Below are 17,137 nucleotides of genomic sequence, written 5' to 3'. Positions count from 1 at the left end.
CCGTTTGGAGCGTGCTTTGTATGATGCCTTGAGGAGTGGGCGTCGTACGAAGCACGCTCCAACTTGTTTGATGTGTGCATCACTCAAAACGTGAACCGTTTTCGTGCGGATGCTGTAGCGAATGAAGGAGCATCGCGATGAGAGACCTTGCAGCCGGTCCGCGCGTCCTCCTCAAGAAGCTTCGCGAAATGATGGCGGAGCAACTTGAGCCTCAGGAGCGCTTGGACCAGATTGTGCGGCAGATTGCCGGGAACATGGTCGCGGAGGTGTGTTCCGTTTACGTGCTGCGTTCTGATGGCGTCCTCGAACTTTACGCCACAGAGGGTCTGAACAAGGGTGCTGTCCACTTGGCCCAGCTAAAAATGGGGCAGGGCCTTGTCGGTACCATTGCCGCATCGGCGCAACCGCTCAACCTTTCCGATGCCCAATCGCATCCCGCTTTCCGCTACCTGCCGGAAACCGGCGAAGAAATTTATCACTCTTTCCTCGGTGTGCCGATTTTGAGATCTGGCCGCACTTTGGGCGTTCTCGTTGTGCAGAACAAGGTCAGCCGCAATTACCGCGAAGATGAGGTAGAGGCGCTGGAAACGACTGCCATGTTGATTGCCGAAATCGTTGCGAGTGGTGAACTAAAGAAGATAACCAAGCCCGGCGTGGAGCTTGACCTGACGCGCGCAGTCAGCGTCGATGGCGATGGCTATAGTGAAGGCATCGGCCTCGGCCACGTCGTGCTGCATGATCCGCGTGTCGTGGTCACCAATCTTCTAAACGAGGATGCCGATACCGAAATCCGTCGTCTGGCTGAGGCGATCGGTTCCCTGCGCCTGTCGATCGACGACATGCTGCAGCGCCGTGACGTACCGACCGAAGGTGAACACCGTGAGGTTCTGGAAACCTACCGCATGTTTGCTCATGATCAGGGCTGGGTGCGGCGCATGGAGGAAGCCATCCGCAACGGCCTGACGGCTGAGGCGGCGGTCGAAAAAGTGCAGAGCGATACCAAGGCGCGCATGATGCGCCTGACCGATCCCTATCTGCGCGAGCGCATGCATGATTTCGACGATCTTGCCAACCGCTTGCTGCGCCAGCTTACCGGCTTTAGCGGGCGTGGCCCGGGCGAGGATTTCCCGAGCGACGCCATCATTCTGGCACGTGCCATGGGCGCTGCCGAACTGCTGGACTATCCGCGGGAAAAACTGCGCGGTCTTGTGCTGGAGGACGGCGCGGTTACCAGCCACGTTGTAATCGTGGCGCGTGCCATGGGTATTCCTGTTATCGGGCAAGCCGCAGGCATCGTCGCGCTGGCCGAAAATAATGACGCCATCATCATTGATGGTGATGATGGGCAGGTGCATTTGCGTCCAATCATGGACCTGCAGCGCGCTTACGAAGAAAAAGTACGGCTGCGCGCGCGTCGTCAGGAACAGTTCCGCGCTTTGCGCTCTGTCGATCCAATCACCAAGGATGGCCAGTTCATTAATCTCAAGATGAATGCTGGCCTGCTCGTAGACCTGCCGCAACTGGCCGAATCCGGCGCTGATGGCATCGGTCTGTTCCGCACCGAACTGCAGTTCATGATTGCCTCGACGATGCCGAAAGGCGAGGAGCAGGAAGCCTTCTATCGCAGTGTTCTGCGCAATGCGAAAGGCAAGCCTGTTACCTTCCGTACGCTAGACATTGGCGGTGACAAGGTCGTGTCCTATATGCGCGGACAGGAAGAGGAAAACCCGGCGCTTGGCTGGCGTGCGATCCGCCTGTCGCTGGACCGTCCCGGTCTGTTGCGTACTCAGATGCGTGCTCTGTTGCGCGCCGCCTCCGGTGCCGAATTGAAGATGATGCTGCCGATGATTACGGAAGTGTCTGAAATTCACGCGGTGCGCGAACTGATGCAGAAGGAAATTCAGCATCTGTCCAAGTTCGGCCATGCCCTGCCGCGCAAGCTGCAATTTGGTGCGATGCTGGAAGTGCCGGCCTTGCTGTGGCAGTTGGATGAACTGATGCAGGAAGTCGACTTCGTGTCGGTTGGCTCGAATGATCTGTTCCAGTTTTCGATGGCGGTGGACCGTGGCAATGCGCGTGTTTCAGATCGCTTCGACATTCTGGGCAAACCGTTTCTGCGTATCCTGCGTGATATCGTGCGGGCCGGTGAGCGTAACAACAAGCCGGTGACGTTGTGCGGTGAAATGGCCGGCAGGCCGCTTTCAGCCATGGCACTCATCGGCCTTGGCTTCCGCTCAGTCTCCATGTCGCCCACATCGATTGGTCCGGTAAAGGCCATGCTGCTGGGGCTGGATGTTGGTGCGCTGTCGGTCGAGTTGAATGCGGCGCTCGATGACCATAAATCTCTGGAAAGTCCGCGCGTCCTGTTGCAGAGGTTCGCCGCGGAACATTCCATTCCAGTCTGAAGCACAAGGGATTTCCCGCGTTTTTAAGCGCAATGTGTTTCAGGTCTTTTTGAATTCAAATACCGGAGCGAAGGTTGGCAAAGCTACCCGTCGAAAAAATGCGCGAGCTTTCAAGGCGTTTCGAGGAAATCGAAGCGCGGATGTCGGCTGGCCCTGCTGCTGATGTCTATGTGAAGCTGGCGTCTGAATATTCCGAGCTTCAGCCTGTGGTGAAGAAGATCCAGGAATATGAAAAGGCATTGGCCGAACAGGCCGACCTGCAGGCGCTGCTGGCTGACAAGACGACGGACCGCGACATGCGTGATCTGGCCGAAGCTGAATTACCTGATCTTTCCGAGCGCATCGAGCAGCTCGAAAAAGAGATGCAAATTCTGCTGCTGCCCAAGGATGCCGCCGACGAAAAGAGCGCTATTCTGGAAATTCGTGCTGGTACTGGTGGCTCGGAAGCCGCTCTTTTTGCAGGCGACCTTTTCCGAATGTATGAACGATTTGCCAGCACCAAGGGCTGGAAGGTCGAGGTGCTGTCATCAAGCGAAGGTGACGCAGGCGGTTTCAAGGAAATCATCGCCACCATTACCGGGCGCGGCGTGTTTTCCAAGCTGAAATTCGAATCCGGTGTCCACCGCGTTCAGCGCGTGCCGGATACCGAAGCGAGCGGCCGTATTCACACGTCGGCCGCAACCGTTGCGGTGCTTCCCGAGGCCGAAGAAATCGATATTGAAATTCGCCCGGAAGACATTCGCATCGATACGATGCGGGCGTCCGGTGCCGGTGGTCAGCACGTTAACACCACGGACTCTGCGGTGCGCATCACTCACTTGCCGACCGGTCTGATTGTGACCAGTTCAGAGAAGTCGCAGCACCAGAACCGCGCCAAGGCCATGCAGGTGTTGCGTTCGCGCCTCTACGATATCGAACGACAGAAGGTCGACAGCGAACGGTCCGCCGATCGTAAAAGCCAGGTTGGTTCGGGCGATCGTTCTGAGCGTATCCGCACCTACAATTTCCCGCAGGGGCGGGTGACCGACCACCGTATCAACCTCACGCTTTACAAACTCGACCGGATGATCGAGGGCGAAATTGACGAGATGGTGGATGCGCTGATTGCCGATTATCAGGCCGGACAACTCGCACAGTTGGGTGAACAGCGCGGATGACGGTCGAACCGCGCACCATTGCCGACCTGTTGGCTGAGGCCCGCAAACGTTTCGACGCGGCCGGTGTGGCTGATCCGGTCTTTGATGCACGCCTTCTGGTCAGCGGCATTCTCGGACTGTCTCTGACCGATATTTTGCTCAAGGGCAGCGATATTGTTGCCGATGATGTAGCGCAAGCGGTACTGGGTGCAATTGCACGGCGAGAAACCGGCGAACCTGTCCACCGCATTCTCGGCAAACGTGAGTTTTACGGGCTGGAATTTTTCCTCTCGTCCGGCACGCTGGAGCCACGCCCGGATACCGAAACACTTGTTGATACCATTCTACCATATCTGCGCTCCGCAGTTGCCGCCAAGGGATCTGCGCAGCTGCTGGATATGGGGACCGGGACGGGCGCAATCTGTCTTTCGTTGATTCACGAATGTCCGGGCGCAGAAGGTATCGGCAGTGATATTTCCGAGGATGCCTTGGCAACCGCTTGGCGTAATGCGGTGGCAAATGATGTTTCTGACCGCTTTAAAACAGTGAAAAGTCACTGGTTTGACAAAATCGAGGGCAGTTTCGACATAATCGTGTCAAACCCGCCTTATATACGAAGCGCTGTCATTGAAACGCTGGACCGCGATGTGCGGGAGTTCGATCCCATGGCTGCGCTGGATGGCGGGCCGGATGGTCTGGAACCCTACAGGGCAATTGCCCGTGGTGCAGGCGGATTTTTAACAGAAAATGGCATCATCGGGGTCGAGATCGGGTTTGATCAGAGACAAGATGTTGAAACGATCTTCAAGTCAGCCGGTTTTCCTTGCATCGCAGGGGTGAAAGATTACGGTGGAAACGATCGCGTTCTAGTATTTCGAAAGTAAGGGAGCCGCTGCGCTTCCCTCCTGTTTTAAGGATATTTTGCAAAGCAAAAGAAAAGACTTGGTTTTCCGCATGAAGCGGGATAGTTTGCAGCCACATGCAGGGTGACTGAGGGCGAACTAGATTCGCCCGGGTTTGGTCAGTCCCTAGGGGAGTTCCTTGAAGAACTCTGAAAGGCTGGGCGTTTCCGGCATGTGAATCATAAACTTCATTTCGCAAGCAACCCGGTAAAGCCATGGGGGCAACCGGACGCGAAGGCGAGGTCTTGATCCGGCCTGTCCGGCAAGCCGCGTGGTTAATTCGTGAGCACAACAGAATTCAGGTGAGCAATTGATGAGGCCAGGACAGCAAAATAAGCGCGGCCGTGGGCGTGGAAATAACAACAACAATAACAACAATAATGGCGGTGGTGGTAATAACAACTTCAACCGCAAGGGCGGGAATCCGCTCACTCGGACCTATGACAGCTCCGGTCCGGATGTAAAAATCCGCGGTACTGCCCAGCATATTGCTGAAAAATATTCCGCTCTGGCCCGTGATGCGCAAAGCTCCGGCGACCGGGTTATGGCTGAAAACTACCTGCAGCACGCAGAACACTACAACCGCATCATTGCTGCCGCACAGGCGCATATGCAGGAACGTGTCCAGCGTGACGAACGTAATGCTGACTACAACAATGAACGCGATGGCGACGACGTTGACGGCAACGACAACGACAGCGATAGCGACGACACAATCGGTTCCGCTGCTCCGCAGGTGCAGCAGTCTGGTGATGACGATGAACAGCCTTCCTACGATGACGGCAGCGGTCCGCAGCCAGTAATCGAAGGCACGCCGCTCGAGGTCGCCGTGGAAGAAGAAGCTCAGGCCGCTGAGGCTCCTCGTGAGCGCCAGCCGCGCCGCCGCAGCACAGGCCCGCGTCCGCGTCGTCCACGTCGCACCGCTGAAAATGCGGAAGGTGGCGAAGAGGCCGGTGGTGAGGCTGCTGCTGAGCCAGCCGCACTTGAAGGCGCCGCTGAATAAGCGACATACTTCCTATAAAGATCTTTCAAAAACCCCGGCTTGCCGGGGTTTTCTGTTTTGTGCAGATGCGGTCGCAACGACGAATCGTGCCGCAGCAAATTTGAGGATTGTCATGCCCTCATGTTTTTCTGCGTTGCGTTGTCTGCAACCTCTTTAAACCGCGAAAATCGCTTACCATATCAAGCACAACGGAAGGGCCGGTTGGCTGCTTCCAAAGCATGTTTCTATAAAAGACATGCAAAACGAAGAGGCGATGGTGCGGATATGTCCGTTGGCGTCGTAGCGGGGCTTGCCGTTATCGGGAGCCTTTACCCTAACATCCGGGTCTGTGCCGCTTGAGGGCAGGCCGGTTCAAGGAGGCATATATGAATATCGAAAAATACTCCGAGCGGGTGCGCGGCTTTTTGCAATCTGCCCAAACCCATGCGCTTGCTGAGGACCATCAGCAGTTTGCGCCGGAACACGTCCTGAAAGTATTGCTGGATGACGACCAGGGCATGGCGTCTTCGCTGATTGAACGTGCTGGCGGTAATGCCAAGGAAGCACGGCTCGCGAATGATATTGCGCTTTCCAAGCTGCCTAAGGTCTCCGGTGGCAACGGCGGACTGTCACTGACGGCACCGCTTGCCAAGGTATTTGCCACGGCCGAGGACGCCGCCAAGAAATCCGGCGACAGCTTTGTCACGGTCGAACGCCTTTTGCTGGCTCTGGCCATTGAAGGTAGCGCTACGACGTCAGCGACACTGAAAAAGGCTGGTGTTACTGCGCAAGGCCTGAACCAGGTTATCAACGACCTTCGCAAGGGTCGCACGGCAGATACTGCCAATGCAGAGCAGGGCTTTGATGCGCTGAAGAAATTTGCACGCGACCTGACTGCAGAAGCTCGCGAAGGCAGGCTCGATCCTGTGATTGGCCGCGACGATGAAATTCGCCGCACCATGCAGGTTCTGTCGCGCCGTACGAAAAACAATCCGGTTCTGATCGGTGAACCCGGCGTGGGTAAAACAGCGATTGCCGAAGGTCTGGCATTGCGCATCATCAATGGTGACGTGCCGGAAAGCCTCAAGGACAAAAAGCTGATGGCGCTAGATATGGGCGCGTTGATTGCCGGTGCAAAATATCGCGGTGAATTTGAAGAGCGCCTGAAGGCTGTTCTGAACGAGGTCCAGTCAGAAGACGGCGGCATCATCCTGTTCATCGACGAAATGCACACGCTGGTGGGTGCAGGCAAGGCAGATGGCGCAATGGATGCGTCCAACCTGCTGAAGCCGGCTCTGGCGCGTGGTGAGTTGCACTGCGTTGGCGCGACCACGCTGGATGAGTACCGCAAGCACGTTGAAAAAGATCCGGCTCTCGCCCGTCGTTTCCAGCCCGTTTTGGTTGATGAACCGACCGTGGAAGACACGATTTCCATTCTGCGCGGCTTGAAGGAAAAATACGAGCAGCACCACAAGGTCCGTATTTCGGATTCGGCACTGGTGGCGTCTGCGACTTTGTCCAACCGTTATATTACTGATCGCTTCCTGCCGGATAAGGCGATTGACCTGATGGATGAAGCCGCATCGCGTCTTCGTATGCAAGTTGATTCCAAGCCGGAAGAACTGGATGAACTGGATCGTCGTATCATTCAGCTGAAGATTGAGCGTGAAGCCTTGAAGCAGGAGACCGATGTGTCCTCTGCCGACCGGTTGAAAAAGCTGGAAGACGAACTGGTTGACACAGAAGAGAAGGCGGATGCGCTGACGGCACGCTGGCAGGCGGAGAAGCAGAAACTCGGCCATGCGGCGGACCTGAAAAAGCAGATCGACGATGCACGCAACGAATTGGCGATTGCCCAGCGCAGTGGCCAGTTCCAGCGGGCAGGTGAGTTGACCTACGGTATTATTCCGGGCCTTGAAAAAGCACTGGCTGCGGCGGAAGAACGCGACGCAAGTGGTGCTGGTTCAATGGTGCAGGAAGTGGTGACGGCGGACAACATCGCCCAGGTTATCTCGCGCTGGACAGGTATTCCGGTAGACCGGATGTTGGAAGGCCAGCGTGAAAAGCTGTTGCGTATGGAAGACGAACTGGCCAAATCAGTGGTAGGTCAGGGTGAAGCCGTTCAGGCGGTTTCCAAGGCGGTGCGCCGTTCGCGTGCCGGTTTGCAGGACCCCAACCGTCCAATCGGTTCGTTCATCTTCCTCGGCCCGACCGGCGTTGGTAAAACCGAGCTGACAAAGGCGCTGGCGCGCTTCCTGTTCGACGACGAAACCGCGATGGTTCGCTTGGATATGTCGGAATACATGGAGAAGCATTCCGTGGCTCGCTTGATCGGTGCGCCTCCCGGTTATGTCGGTTACGAGGAAGGTGGTGCACTGACGGAAGCCGTGCGTCGCCGCCCATATCAGGTCGTGCTGTTCGACGAAATTGAAAAAGCACATCCAGATGTGTTCAACGTGCTGTTGCAGGTTCTTGATGATGGCCGCCTGACCGATGGTCAGGGTCGTACCGTCGATTTCAAGAACACCATCATCATCATGACCTCGAACCTCGGTTCTGAATTCATGACGCAGATGGGCGACAATGACGATGTGGAATCGGTGCGGGAACTGGTCATGGAAAGGGTGCGTAGCCACTTCCGTCCAGAGTTCCTCAACCGTATTGACGACATCATCCTGTTCCACCGCCTGCGGCGTGAAGAAATGGGCGCGATTGTCGATATCCAGTTGAAGAGACTGGTGGCCCTGTTGTCCGAGCGCAAGATCACGCTTGATCTGGATGAAGACGCCCGTGTCTGGCTTGCCAATAAGGGTTACGATCCGGCCTATGGTGCACGTCCGCTGAAACGCGTTATTCAGAAGACGGTACAGGACAAGCTGGCTGAAATGATCCTTGGTGGCGAAGTGCCTGATGGCTCTCGCGTCAAGGTGACATCCGGCACCGACCGGCTGCACTTCAAGGCAAAAGCCGGCAAGGGCAGCACGGAAACCGAAGCAGCTGCCGACGCTGCTTAAGCACTAAATCAGGGCACCCGATTGGGTGCCCTTTTTGTTTGTGCGTGCGCTCTGAGTGCCTGACGAACCCGTGCACCGCCATCTTGTCGACTTGGCGCGACAATCTTTCCCGCTCAGTTGTCTTTGGATGCGGGTTTTCACGCGCCCACAAGCGCGCAATCGCAGCAATTCACATGCTCAGCCCGAGGTCTGGGAACAATCTTGCCTCAATAACGTTGACACAGTCTGTTGCAAGTAATTCGCAATTGCATTTCAAAAATAAACATGCCACCTTGTTGCAAATGGTTCTTAATAGCGTAGTGTTGGTGTGAGCAAGGAGTGACTTATGTTTGATATTGTCAGGCGCGGGCTTTTGGGCGGAATGGCTGCCGTGGTGGCGTTGGGTGTTACCGGTGGCGTGGCGTTTGCGCAGGAAAAGTTCAAAGCCGTGACGACTTTCACGGTCATTGCTGACATCGCCAGAAATGTCGCCGGCGACGCTGCCATCGTGGAAAGCATCACCAAGCCTGGCGCTGAAATTCACAACTACCAGCCCACGCCGGGCGATATTCGCAAGGCGCAGGGCGCGCAGCTCGTGTTGTGGAACGGCCTTAACCTCGAATTGTGGTTTGAGAAGTTTTTCGTAAAACTCAGAGATGTGCCAAGCGCTGTTGTATCCGATGGTATCGAGCCGATGGGCATTTCCGAAGGTCCCTATGAAGGCAAACCCAATCCGCATGCCTGGATGTCGCCCAATGCGGCGCTGATCTATGTCGACAATATCCGCGACGCCTTTGTGAAATATGATCCGGCCAATGCCGAGACCTACAAGGCCAATGCAGAAAGCTACAAACAGCAGATCAAGGACGCCATCGAACCAATTCGTCAGGAGCTGGCAGCCCTACCTGAAAACAAGCGCTGGCTTGTGTCGAGCGAAGGCGCATTTTCTTATCTGGCACGCGATTTCGACCTGAAAGAACTGTACCTGTGGCCCATCAATGCCGACCAGCAGGGCACACCACAGCAGGTGCGTAAGGTCATTGATGCCGTTCGTGAAAACAAGATTGGCGTCGTCTTCTCGGAGAGCACCATTTCTGCGGCACCGGCAGAGCAGGTGGCCCGCGAGACCGGCGCAAAATACGGTGGCGTTCTCTATGTCGATTCGCTGACTGAAGCTGACGGTCCGGTGCCAACCTATATCGACCTGTTAAAGGTCACATCCGATACCATTGCCAAGGGACTTGCATCGTCCTCCTGACATGATCCGAACTTTTACGGCCTGCAGTTTTTGCAGGCCGTTTGTTTTTGTAACCGCTGAAAAGGAATGCTTTTCATGAATGCGCACACCGGCTGGCAAACGGGAACGGAGGGTTCCGGTATTTCCGTCAACAACGCCACCGTGACCTATCGCAACGGCCATACGGCCTTGAAGAATGCAAGTTTCCAGATACCAACAGGCACGATCGCGGCGCTGGTGGGGGTAAATGGCGCGGGCAAGTCGACGCTGTTCAAGGCCGTGATGGGCTTTGTGCGTATTGCCCAAGGCTCGATTTCCATATTGGGCAAAACGGTCCCGGAAGCCCTTCGGCAAAATCTGGTGGCCTATGTGCCGCAAAGCGAGGAAGTGGACTGGAACTTCCCGGTGCTGGTGGAAGATGTGGTCATGATGGGCCGCTACGGCCATATGGGTTTTATGCGCATCCCCAAGGCTGCCGACCGTGATGCCGTGACCGCAGCTCTCACCCGCGTCAACATGAGCGAGTTTCGTGGCCGCCAGATTGGTGAGCTTTCCGGTGGTCAGAAAAAGCGCGTGTTTCTGGCGCGTGCGCTGGCACAGGATGCCAAGGTCATTCTGCTGGATGAACCCTTTACCGGTGTTGATGTAAAAACCGAGGAGCAGATCGTTCACCTTCTTCGCGCCCTCAGGGATGAAGGCAAGGTCATGCTGGTGTCGACCCACAATCTCGGCAGCGTGCCGGAATTCTGTGACCGTACCATTCTGATCAAGGGCACGGTGCTGGCCTATGGGCCGACCGAAGAAACCTTCACCAAGGACAATCTGGAAAAGACCTTTGGTGGCGTGTTGCGCCATTTTGTTCTGAATGGTTCGGATGGCGGAAAGCCATGGCCGGTTGGTGTCATGACCGATGATGAACGGCCGCTGGTTTTGCGCGACGGACGTCCAGTCTCGGGCCAAAGCGTGACATCGGAAGGGGCAGACAATGATGAACGCCCTCGTTGAACCCTTCACCTATGACTACATGCTCAACGCCATGTGGGTGTCCGCTCTGGTTGGCGGTGTCTGTGCATTCCTATCCTGCTACCTGATGCTGAAAGGTTGGTCATTGATTGGCGATGCGCTTTCGCATTCCATCGTTCCAGGTGTGGCCGGCGCCTATATGCTGGGCCTGCCATTTTCCATCGGGGCGTTTTTCTCAGGCGGCTTGGCGGCGGTGACCATGCTGTTTCTCAATCAGCGCACCAAGCTCAAGGAAGATGCGATCATCGGGCTGATCTTTTCGTCCTTCTTCGGACTTGGCCTGTTCATGATGTCGATCAACCCGACGGCTGTGAACATCCAGACCATTGTTCTTGGCAATATTCTTGCCATCACGCCTGCCGATACATTGCAGCTTGCCATTATCGGTTTCGTGTCGCTGGCCATTTTGCTGCTGAAGTGGAAGGACCTGATGGTGACGTTTTTTGACGAAAGCCATGCCCGCTCCATCGGTCTGCGACCAACGTTTCTGAAGGCCGTGTTCTTCACGCTGCTGGCAGCATCGACAGTCGCAGCCATGCAAACCGTCGGTGCGTTTCTTGTCATCTGCATGGTGGTCACACCGGGCGCAACGGCCTATCTGCTGACAGACCGTTTTCCGCGTCTGTTGGGCATTGCTGTTGCCATTGGTTCGATCACCAGCTTCACCGGTGCCTATGCCAGCTATTTCCTGGATGGTGCGACCGGTGGCATCATCGTCGTGTTGCAGACGCTGATCTTCCTCATCGCCTTCTTTTTCGCCCCTAAACATGGGCTGGTGGCATCTCGCCGCCGTGCAGCGCTGGCGCAGGAGGTGGCGCTATGAACTTCCTCGAGCCCTTTGAATTTGACTTCATGGTCAACGCGCTGGTCATAGCAGCGCTGGTTGCCGTGCCAACCGCCGTTCTGTCCTGTTTCATGGTGCTTAAAGGCTGGTCACTGATGGGCGATGCCATCAGCCATGCGGTGTTCCCGGGCGTCGTCATCGCCTACATCGTTGGCCTGCCATTTGCGGTTGGCGCCTTTGTTGCCGGTATGGTCTGTGCGCTTGCCACCGGTTATCTCAAGGATAACAGCCGTATCAAACAGGATACGGTGATGGGTGTGGTGTTTTCCGGCATGTTCGGACTGGGACTGGTGCTCTACGTCAAAATCCAGTCGGATGTGCATCTCGATCACATCCTGTTTGGCGACATGCTGGGCGTGAGCTGGCAGGATATTGCCGAGACGGCGATAATTGCGGTCATCACCACTGGCATTATCAGTCTGAAGTGGAAAGACTTCCTGCTGCATGCCTTTGACCCTGCTCAGGCAAAGGCGGTCGGCCTCAGGGTAAACCTGCTGCATTATGGTTTGTTGTGCCTGATTTCGCTGACCATCGTCGGCGCACTGAAAGCCGTCGGCATCATTCTCGCCATTGCCATGCTGATTGCGCCGGGCGCGATTGCATTTCTTCTCACACGCAAGTTTTCCACCATGCTGATGCTTGCAGTGGTCATTGCACTCACGGCCTCGCTGTTCGGTGTCTACCTGTCGTTTTTTATCGACAGCGCGCCGGCACCGACCATCGTGCTTCTGCTGTCGGCGATGTTTGTTGCCGCCTTCGTGAGGGCGAGTATCGTCACGGCGAATACCGAGGCCAATAACGGTTAAAACAAAACGGCCCCTCCTGTTTTCCGCAACAGGCGGGGCCGTTCAATTCAAACTTTACATCTTGCCCGCGACCTTGATGGCAAAGGAATATTCAAAGGCGATTTCCTCCAGTCGCTGGAAGCGCCCGGATTTGCCGCCATGGCCGGCGGCCATGTTGGTCTTCAACAAGATTGGCGCGTCGCCTGTGCTGTACTCGCGCAATTTTGCCACCCACTTCGTTGGTTCCCAATAGGTCACGCGCGGATCGGTAAGTCCGGAAATCGCCAGCAGTGGCGGGTAAGCCTTTGCACTGACATTGTCGTAAGGGCTGTAAGCCGCAATCCAGCTATATTCCTCTTCTGAATCGATCGGGTTGCCCCATTCCGGCCATTCCGGCGGTGTCAGCGGCAGCGTGTCGTCCAGCATGGTTGTCAGCACGTCCACGAACGGAACGGCTGCAATGATGCCAGCGAATTTCTCTGGTGCCATATTGGCCACGGCACCCATCAGCATGCCACCGGCCGATCCGCCTTCAGCGATGATCTTGTCGTAAGAGGTAAAGCCCTCTTTCACCAGATGGTCGGCCGCAGCGATGAAGTCCTTGAAGGTGTTCTGCTTGTGCTCCATCTTGCCGGTTTCATACCACTCGAAACCCTTGTCCTTGCCGCCGCGAATATGGGCGATGGCATAAACAAAACCACGATCTGCCAGTGACAGATTGTTGGTGCTGAACGAGGCCGGAATGCTGATGCCATAAGCGCCGTAACCATAGAGAAGGCAAGGGGCCGAACCGTCCAGCTTGGTATCCTTGTGGTAGAGCAGAGATACAGGCACCAATGCTCCATCATGCGATGTCGCCATGACGCGGCGGGTCACGTAGTCATCGATAGTGTGGCCGGATGGAACTTCCTGGGTCTTCAACAATACGCGTTCCCGCGTCACCATGTTGTAATCGAACAACTGGCTTGGGGTGGTCATCGACGAATAGGAGAAACGGATGGTGTCGGTGTCATATTCGGCTGCACCCTGCAGGCCGAGAGAGTAGGCTTCCTCGGCAAAGGCAATGGCGTGTTCTTCACCGGTCGCGCGGTCACGAATGACGATGCGCGGCAAGCCATCACGGCGCTCCAGCCACAGCAGGTGGCGGGCATGCGCAAGATGCGACAGGATAAGGCGGCCCGGTTCATGCGGCACCACTTCCTTCCAGTTTTCCTTGCCCGGTGCCGTCACCGGCGCTTCCATGATCTTGAAGTCCTTGGCATCACCGTCATTGGTCAGGATGTAAAAAACATCACCGCCCTCGGTCATGGAATATTCCACGCCTTCCTCACGCTTCGCCACGATGACGGGCTCGGCAGTCAGGTCGGCGGTGGACAGCAGGCGGTATTCGCTGGTCTCATGGTCATGAATGTCGATGAAGATCCAGTCTTCAAGCAATGAGCCGCCAACGCCCATAAAGAAGCCAGGGTCTTTTTCCTCATAAACCAGGCGGTCTGTCGATTGCGGCTGGCCGATGATGTGATGGAAGACCTTGGACGGCCGATGGTTTTCGTCCTGCAAGGTGTAGAAAAAGCTTTTACCGTCAGGCGCCCATGCGCCGCCGCCACCAGTGTTTTCGATCACGTCATCAAGATCTTCACTGGTCGCGAGATTACGAACCCGCAGTGTGAAATATTCAGAGCCCTTGTCGTCATAGCCCCAAATGCCATGAGTGTGGTCGGACGAGTTGTCGATGCCAGCGAGGCGGAAATAGTCCTTGCCTTCAGCTTCCTTGTCGCCATCAAGCAGGACCTGCTTGTCACCACCGTCGCGTGGGGTGCGGAAATAGTGTGGCTGCTCACCACCGGTTACAAACAACGTGCCGTAGGCGTAGGGACCATCTTTCATAGGCACGGACGAATCGTCCTGCTTGATGCGGCCCTTCATCTCTTCAAACAGCTTTTCCTGCAGTGGTTTGGTGTCGCTGAGGGCAGCTTCCATATAGGTGTTTTCCGCTTCCAGATGGCTACGGATTGCCGGATCGAGCAGGGTCGGGTCCTTGAACATTGCCTGCCAGTTGTCTGCCCGAAACCACGCATAGTCATCGGTGCGGCTGATGCCGTGACGCGTATCCGTTACCGGCTTTTTTTCTGCGACAGGAGCGGCGGGGAGGTTCTTGAATATCGACAAAACAAACTCGCTTTCATCGGAAATGAATGGCAGCGCCAGTGGCCGTTTTCAGGCTGTGGCACCAGTGGAAGAAGATGTAGAGAGGGGCGGGGGAAGGATCAAGGTTGAATATCCACAGGCATCTCTGCTGGCCCCTTGAGATTTACCCTGTTTCGAGCACAATTCGACGATACAGCCTTAGGTACGTGGAAAAGAGCGGTTGCTGTTTTTATTTTCCAGGGAATCGAAATCACCAGGTCAGGATAATATGCGTCACCTTCTCCCGGCAGTTGTTCTCGTTGTCGTGTCAGCTGTTCCATCCCTTGCACTGGATAGTTCCGTCAAAAGACAGTTGAACGCGCTCGCACCGGAAGAACGTCTTGAGCAGCGTTGTGATATCGAGGCGATGGAGCGCATCGCCGCCGAACAGAAGGGCATGAGGCCGGACAAGGTCATCGCCTACACGTTCGGTGAGCCGCAGGTCACAGAAAACTCCATCAAGGCGGCAGGCGCCGTGTTTCGCAGCAGTGGCGAATGGTACAAGCTGAAATATAAGTGCCGGACCAGCGAACAGAACCTTGCCATCCAATCCTTTGATTACCGTGTGGGCGAAAAAGTCCCGGAATCGCAATGGGGCCAGTATTACCTTTACAACTGAAGCAGCTTTGCTGTTGACCCAGCCATAATTCAGGCGTTTATCCGGCGCATCCGCTTTTGATATTCTCCCGTTGAGCTGTGTCTGCCATGCGCCGTTATCTTCTTTCCAGCCTCGCCAGCGTTTGTTTTGTTGCGCTGTTTTCAGTGCCCGCCTTTGCGTCATCAGGGTTGGTTGAGCCGACGCTTAAAATGCGCCCGCAGGCAAGTGGCGTAACGCGGGTTGCCATCACGCTGGATGCCTGCATGGGCAAGACCGACTTTCGAATTCTCGATACGCTGGTCAAAGAGCGCATTCCCGCGACCGTGTTCGTGACCGCACGCTGGATCAGGCACAATCGAGATGCGCTTGCCATCATGCTGGCCAATCCTGATCTGTTTGAGATTGAGAACCACGGACAAGACCATATCCCGGCCATCGACCGTCAGGTCTCTGTCTATGGTATTGCCGCTGCCGGCAGCATGGAAAGTGTCATGCGGGAGGTCAATGGTGGGCGTGAGGCCATCATTGCGGCCACTGGCAAGGAGCCCAGCTGGTTCCGTGGGGCGACGGCTAAATACACCCATTCTTCCATGACTGAGATCAATGGTATCGGCGAACGTATCGCCGGTTACTCCATCAACGGCGACGGTGGTTCGCTACTTGGTGCCGGCGTTGCGCAAAAACGCATTGCTGCCGCTAAGGATGGTGATGTGGTGATTGCCCATATCAACCAGCCGACCCATCAGGCAGGTGAGGGCGTCGCCAAGGGGTTGCTCGCCTTAAAAAAACGCGGTGTCACCTTCGTCCGTATGGATGATCCGGGATTTGATCCCGAAACCAACTAAGGCTTAGTCGGGAAGGTTCGGCACCACTTTGCGCGACGGGAAAAGCTCCTGCGCGATTGTCATGCCAATCAATGACAAAGGCAGCGCCAACATGGCACCTGCGGCACCCCACATCCATGTCCAGAAGATAATCGCGACAAACACGATAAACGGATTGATTTCGAGGTTGCGGCCAATCACGGCCGGAAACACCAGATTTTCCATCAACAGGTGGATGGTGAAGAACACGAAGGCGGGCAGCAGGCCAAGCAGCAAGGTGTCATGGGTCAACATGCCAGCAATCGTCAGGGATATGGTCATCACGGCAATGCCGATAAACGGTATGAAGCTGGAGAGGAAGGCAAACAGCCCCCATAGCAATGGCATGGCCAGACCGCCGAGATATGCGATAAGAACCATGGTAACACCAAGCCCGGCATAAATCAGACTGGCGGTGGCAAAATAGGTGCCAAGCACATGTTCTACCGACCCGATGGTACGGATAGTCCGTAGTCTTTGGTGGCGGGCTGGAAAGGCCATGATGATGCCCTTGCGCAACCGCAAGCGGCTGTAAAGGAACATCAAAAGTCCGGCAAAGAAGATCAAGCCTTGCACAATCGCGGGTGTCAGGCTGGACGTGACGACGGACAGGATACCGGTGCTGCGGTCCAGCAGCGATTCCATCGACATTGTGCCGAAGCTGAAGGTCGCCGCAGAAATATTGAGCCATCTCACACGCTCAAGATAGGGCAGGAAACGTTCTGCGGTCTGATCCAGAAGTTGCGGCCCCTGAGAAGCGAGCATGGAAAGTGGATCGATCAGCGAATTGATGACGAAAATGAACACCAGTGCCACAAGGCCTGACAGAATGAGCGCCACGCCAAAGCCCGGAATACCGTAACCAGCCAGCTTTTCCGCTGCCATCCCAAGGATCATCCCGACAACGATTGCCATGACGATGGGGATCAGCACTACGGACAGCAGGTGTACGCAGGCAAGAAAGGCAATGGTGAACAGACCGACGATCGACCACTTGGCCGCAACTTCCAGCGCTTCGCGACCCAATGGCTGCTGGCTGCGCGCATCGTCATCCGGCGAATTTTTTCTTGATACGTGTCTGTGCTGCGGCGCCTCTACGATCGGTGTCACCGGAACTTTTTCATCGATTTTTATGGTGCCGTTCATGATTTCATATCCCCGTCCGGGACAGTAACGTTCAAC

13 protein-coding genes are annotated in these 17,137 nt (G+C 55.8%); 11 read left to right on the top strand and 2 right to left on the bottom strand.

Features of this window, described 5'->3' with window-relative positions; genetic code table 11:
* Positions 1–137: 137 nt before the first annotated feature.
* The 9 genes from ptsP to M2418_RS06740 all read left to right on the top strand — a co-directional run bounded on the left by ptsP (position 138) and on the right by M2418_RS06740 (position 12,328).
* Positions 138–2,405, top strand: coding sequence for a phosphoenolpyruvate--protein phosphotransferase (ptsP, locus tag M2418_RS06780; RefSeq protein WP_250983082.1), 2,268 nt, complete (start codon positions 138–140; stop codon positions 2,403–2,405).
* Positions 2,406–2,479: 74 nt separating this feature from the next.
* Entirely contained in the window at positions 2,480–3,562 is a 1,083-nt protein-coding gene (prfA, locus tag M2418_RS06775) for a peptide chain release factor 1 (RefSeq protein WP_192487277.1), read from the top strand.
* Positions 3,559–4,425, top strand: coding sequence for a peptide chain release factor N(5)-glutamine methyltransferase (gene prmC / locus M2418_RS06770; protein ID WP_259145597.1), 867 nt, complete (start codon positions 3,559–3,561; stop codon positions 4,423–4,425). Before prfA ends, prmC begins: the two co-directional genes overlap by 4 nt.
* Before the next feature lie 331 nt (positions 4,426–4,756).
* Complete coding sequence (locus tag M2418_RS06765) at positions 4,757–5,446, top strand: DUF4167 domain-containing protein (protein ID WP_192487279.1); 690 nt, start codon at positions 4,757–4,759, stop codon at positions 5,444–5,446.
* Between the two features lie 365 nt (positions 5,447–5,811).
* Positions 5,812–8,439: an ATP-dependent chaperone ClpB gene (gene clpB, locus M2418_RS06760; RefSeq protein WP_259145594.1), complete on the top strand. Its 2,628-nt coding sequence runs from the start codon at positions 5,812–5,814 to the stop codon at positions 8,437–8,439.
* A 325-nt stretch (positions 8,440–8,764) separates the two neighbouring features.
* The gene (locus M2418_RS06755) at positions 8,765–9,676 is read left to right on the top strand and encodes a metal ABC transporter substrate-binding protein (RefSeq protein ID WP_259145592.1); all 912 of its coding nucleotides are present in this window, start codon (positions 8,765–8,767) and stop codon (positions 9,674–9,676) included.
* Between the two features lie 75 nt (positions 9,677–9,751).
* Positions 9,752–10,660, top strand: coding sequence for a manganese/iron ABC transporter ATP-binding protein (locus M2418_RS06750; protein WP_259145590.1), 909 nt, complete (start codon positions 9,752–9,754; stop codon positions 10,658–10,660).
* Positions 10,644–11,501 carry a metal ABC transporter permease gene (locus M2418_RS06745; protein ID WP_250983253.1) on the top strand — a complete coding sequence of 286 codons (858 nt, stop codon included), beginning with the start codon at positions 10,644–10,646 and terminating at the stop codon, positions 11,499–11,501. Before M2418_RS06750 ends, M2418_RS06745 begins: the two co-directional genes overlap by 17 nt.
* Positions 11,498–12,328, top strand: a complete 831-nt coding sequence (locus M2418_RS06740; RefSeq protein ID WP_259145589.1) for a metal ABC transporter permease — start codon at positions 11,498–11,500, stop codon at positions 12,326–12,328. Before M2418_RS06745 ends, M2418_RS06740 begins: the two co-directional genes overlap by 4 nt.
* Before the next feature lie 54 nt (positions 12,329–12,382).
* Here the strand turns inward: M2418_RS06740 and M2418_RS06735 are convergent, their stop codons facing one another.
* Entirely contained in the window at positions 12,383–14,476 is a 2,094-nt protein-coding gene (locus M2418_RS06735; RefSeq protein WP_259145588.1) for a S9 family peptidase, read from the bottom strand.
* A gap of 247 nt (positions 14,477–14,723) precedes the next feature.
* Between M2418_RS06735 and M2418_RS06730 the strand changes: the two genes are divergently transcribed.
* Together M2418_RS06730 and M2418_RS06725 are read left to right on the top strand one after the other, a co-directional pair.
* Positions 14,724–15,113: a DUF930 domain-containing protein gene (locus tag M2418_RS06730; protein ID WP_192487286.1), complete on the top strand. Its 390-nt coding sequence runs from the start codon at positions 14,724–14,726 to the stop codon at positions 15,111–15,113.
* An 86-nt stretch (positions 15,114–15,199) separates the two neighbouring features.
* Positions 15,200–15,937, top strand: coding sequence for a polysaccharide deacetylase family protein (locus M2418_RS06725; protein ID WP_259145587.1), 738 nt, complete (start codon positions 15,200–15,202; stop codon positions 15,935–15,937).
* A 3-nt stretch (positions 15,938–15,940) separates the two neighbouring features.
* On the opposite strand, the gene M2418_RS06720 is transcribed toward M2418_RS06725, so the two are convergent.
* A complete protein-coding gene (locus tag M2418_RS06720; protein WP_192487288.1) occupies positions 15,941–17,101 on the bottom strand; it encodes an AI-2E family transporter in 1,161 nt (386 codons plus the stop codon).
* Positions 17,102–17,137 lie beyond the last annotated feature (36 nt).

The sequence above is a fragment of the Rhizobium sp. BIGb0125 genome (genome assembly GCF_024810055.1).
GTDB lineage: Bacteria > Pseudomonadota > Alphaproteobacteria > Rhizobiales > Rhizobiaceae > Agrobacterium.
The sequence above is the reverse complement of the archived record's forward strand: the minus strand, read 5'-3'. Positions and strand labels throughout refer to the sequence as shown.

Bases quoted from the DNA above. Each gene is read 5' to 3' on its own strand.
- M2418_RS06750 (WP_259145590.1), top strand. From the start codon at position 9,752: ATGAATGCGCACACCGGCTGGCAAACGGGAACGGAGGGTTCCGGTATT.
- M2418_RS06725 (WP_259145587.1), top strand. From the start codon at position 15,200: ATGCGCCGTTATCTTCTTTCCAGCCTCGCCAGCGTTTGTTTTGTTGCG.
- M2418_RS06755 (WP_259145592.1), top strand. From the start codon at position 8,765: ATGTTTGATATTGTCAGGCGCGGGCTTTTGGGCGGAATGGCTGCCGTG.
- ptsP (WP_250983082.1), top strand. From the start codon at position 138: ATGAGAGACCTTGCAGCCGGTCCGCGCGTCCTCCTCAAGAAGCTTCGC.
- clpB (WP_259145594.1), top strand. From the start codon at position 5,812: ATGAATATCGAAAAATACTCCGAGCGGGTGCGCGGCTTTTTGCAATCT.
- M2418_RS06720 (WP_192487288.1), bottom strand. From the start codon at position 17,101: ATGAACGGCACCATAAAAATCGATGAAAAAGTTCCGGTGACACCGATC.
- M2418_RS06740 (WP_259145589.1), top strand. From the start codon at position 11,498: ATGAACTTCCTCGAGCCCTTTGAATTTGACTTCATGGTCAACGCGCTG.
- prmC (WP_259145597.1), top strand. From the start codon at position 3,559: ATGACGGTCGAACCGCGCACCATTGCCGACCTGTTGGCTGAGGCCCGC.
- M2418_RS06765 (WP_192487279.1), top strand. From the start codon at position 4,757: ATGAGGCCAGGACAGCAAAATAAGCGCGGCCGTGGGCGTGGAAATAAC.
- M2418_RS06730 (WP_192487286.1), top strand. From the start codon at position 14,724: ATGCGTCACCTTCTCCCGGCAGTTGTTCTCGTTGTCGTGTCAGCTGTT.
- M2418_RS06745 (WP_250983253.1), top strand. From the start codon at position 10,644: ATGAACGCCCTCGTTGAACCCTTCACCTATGACTACATGCTCAACGCC.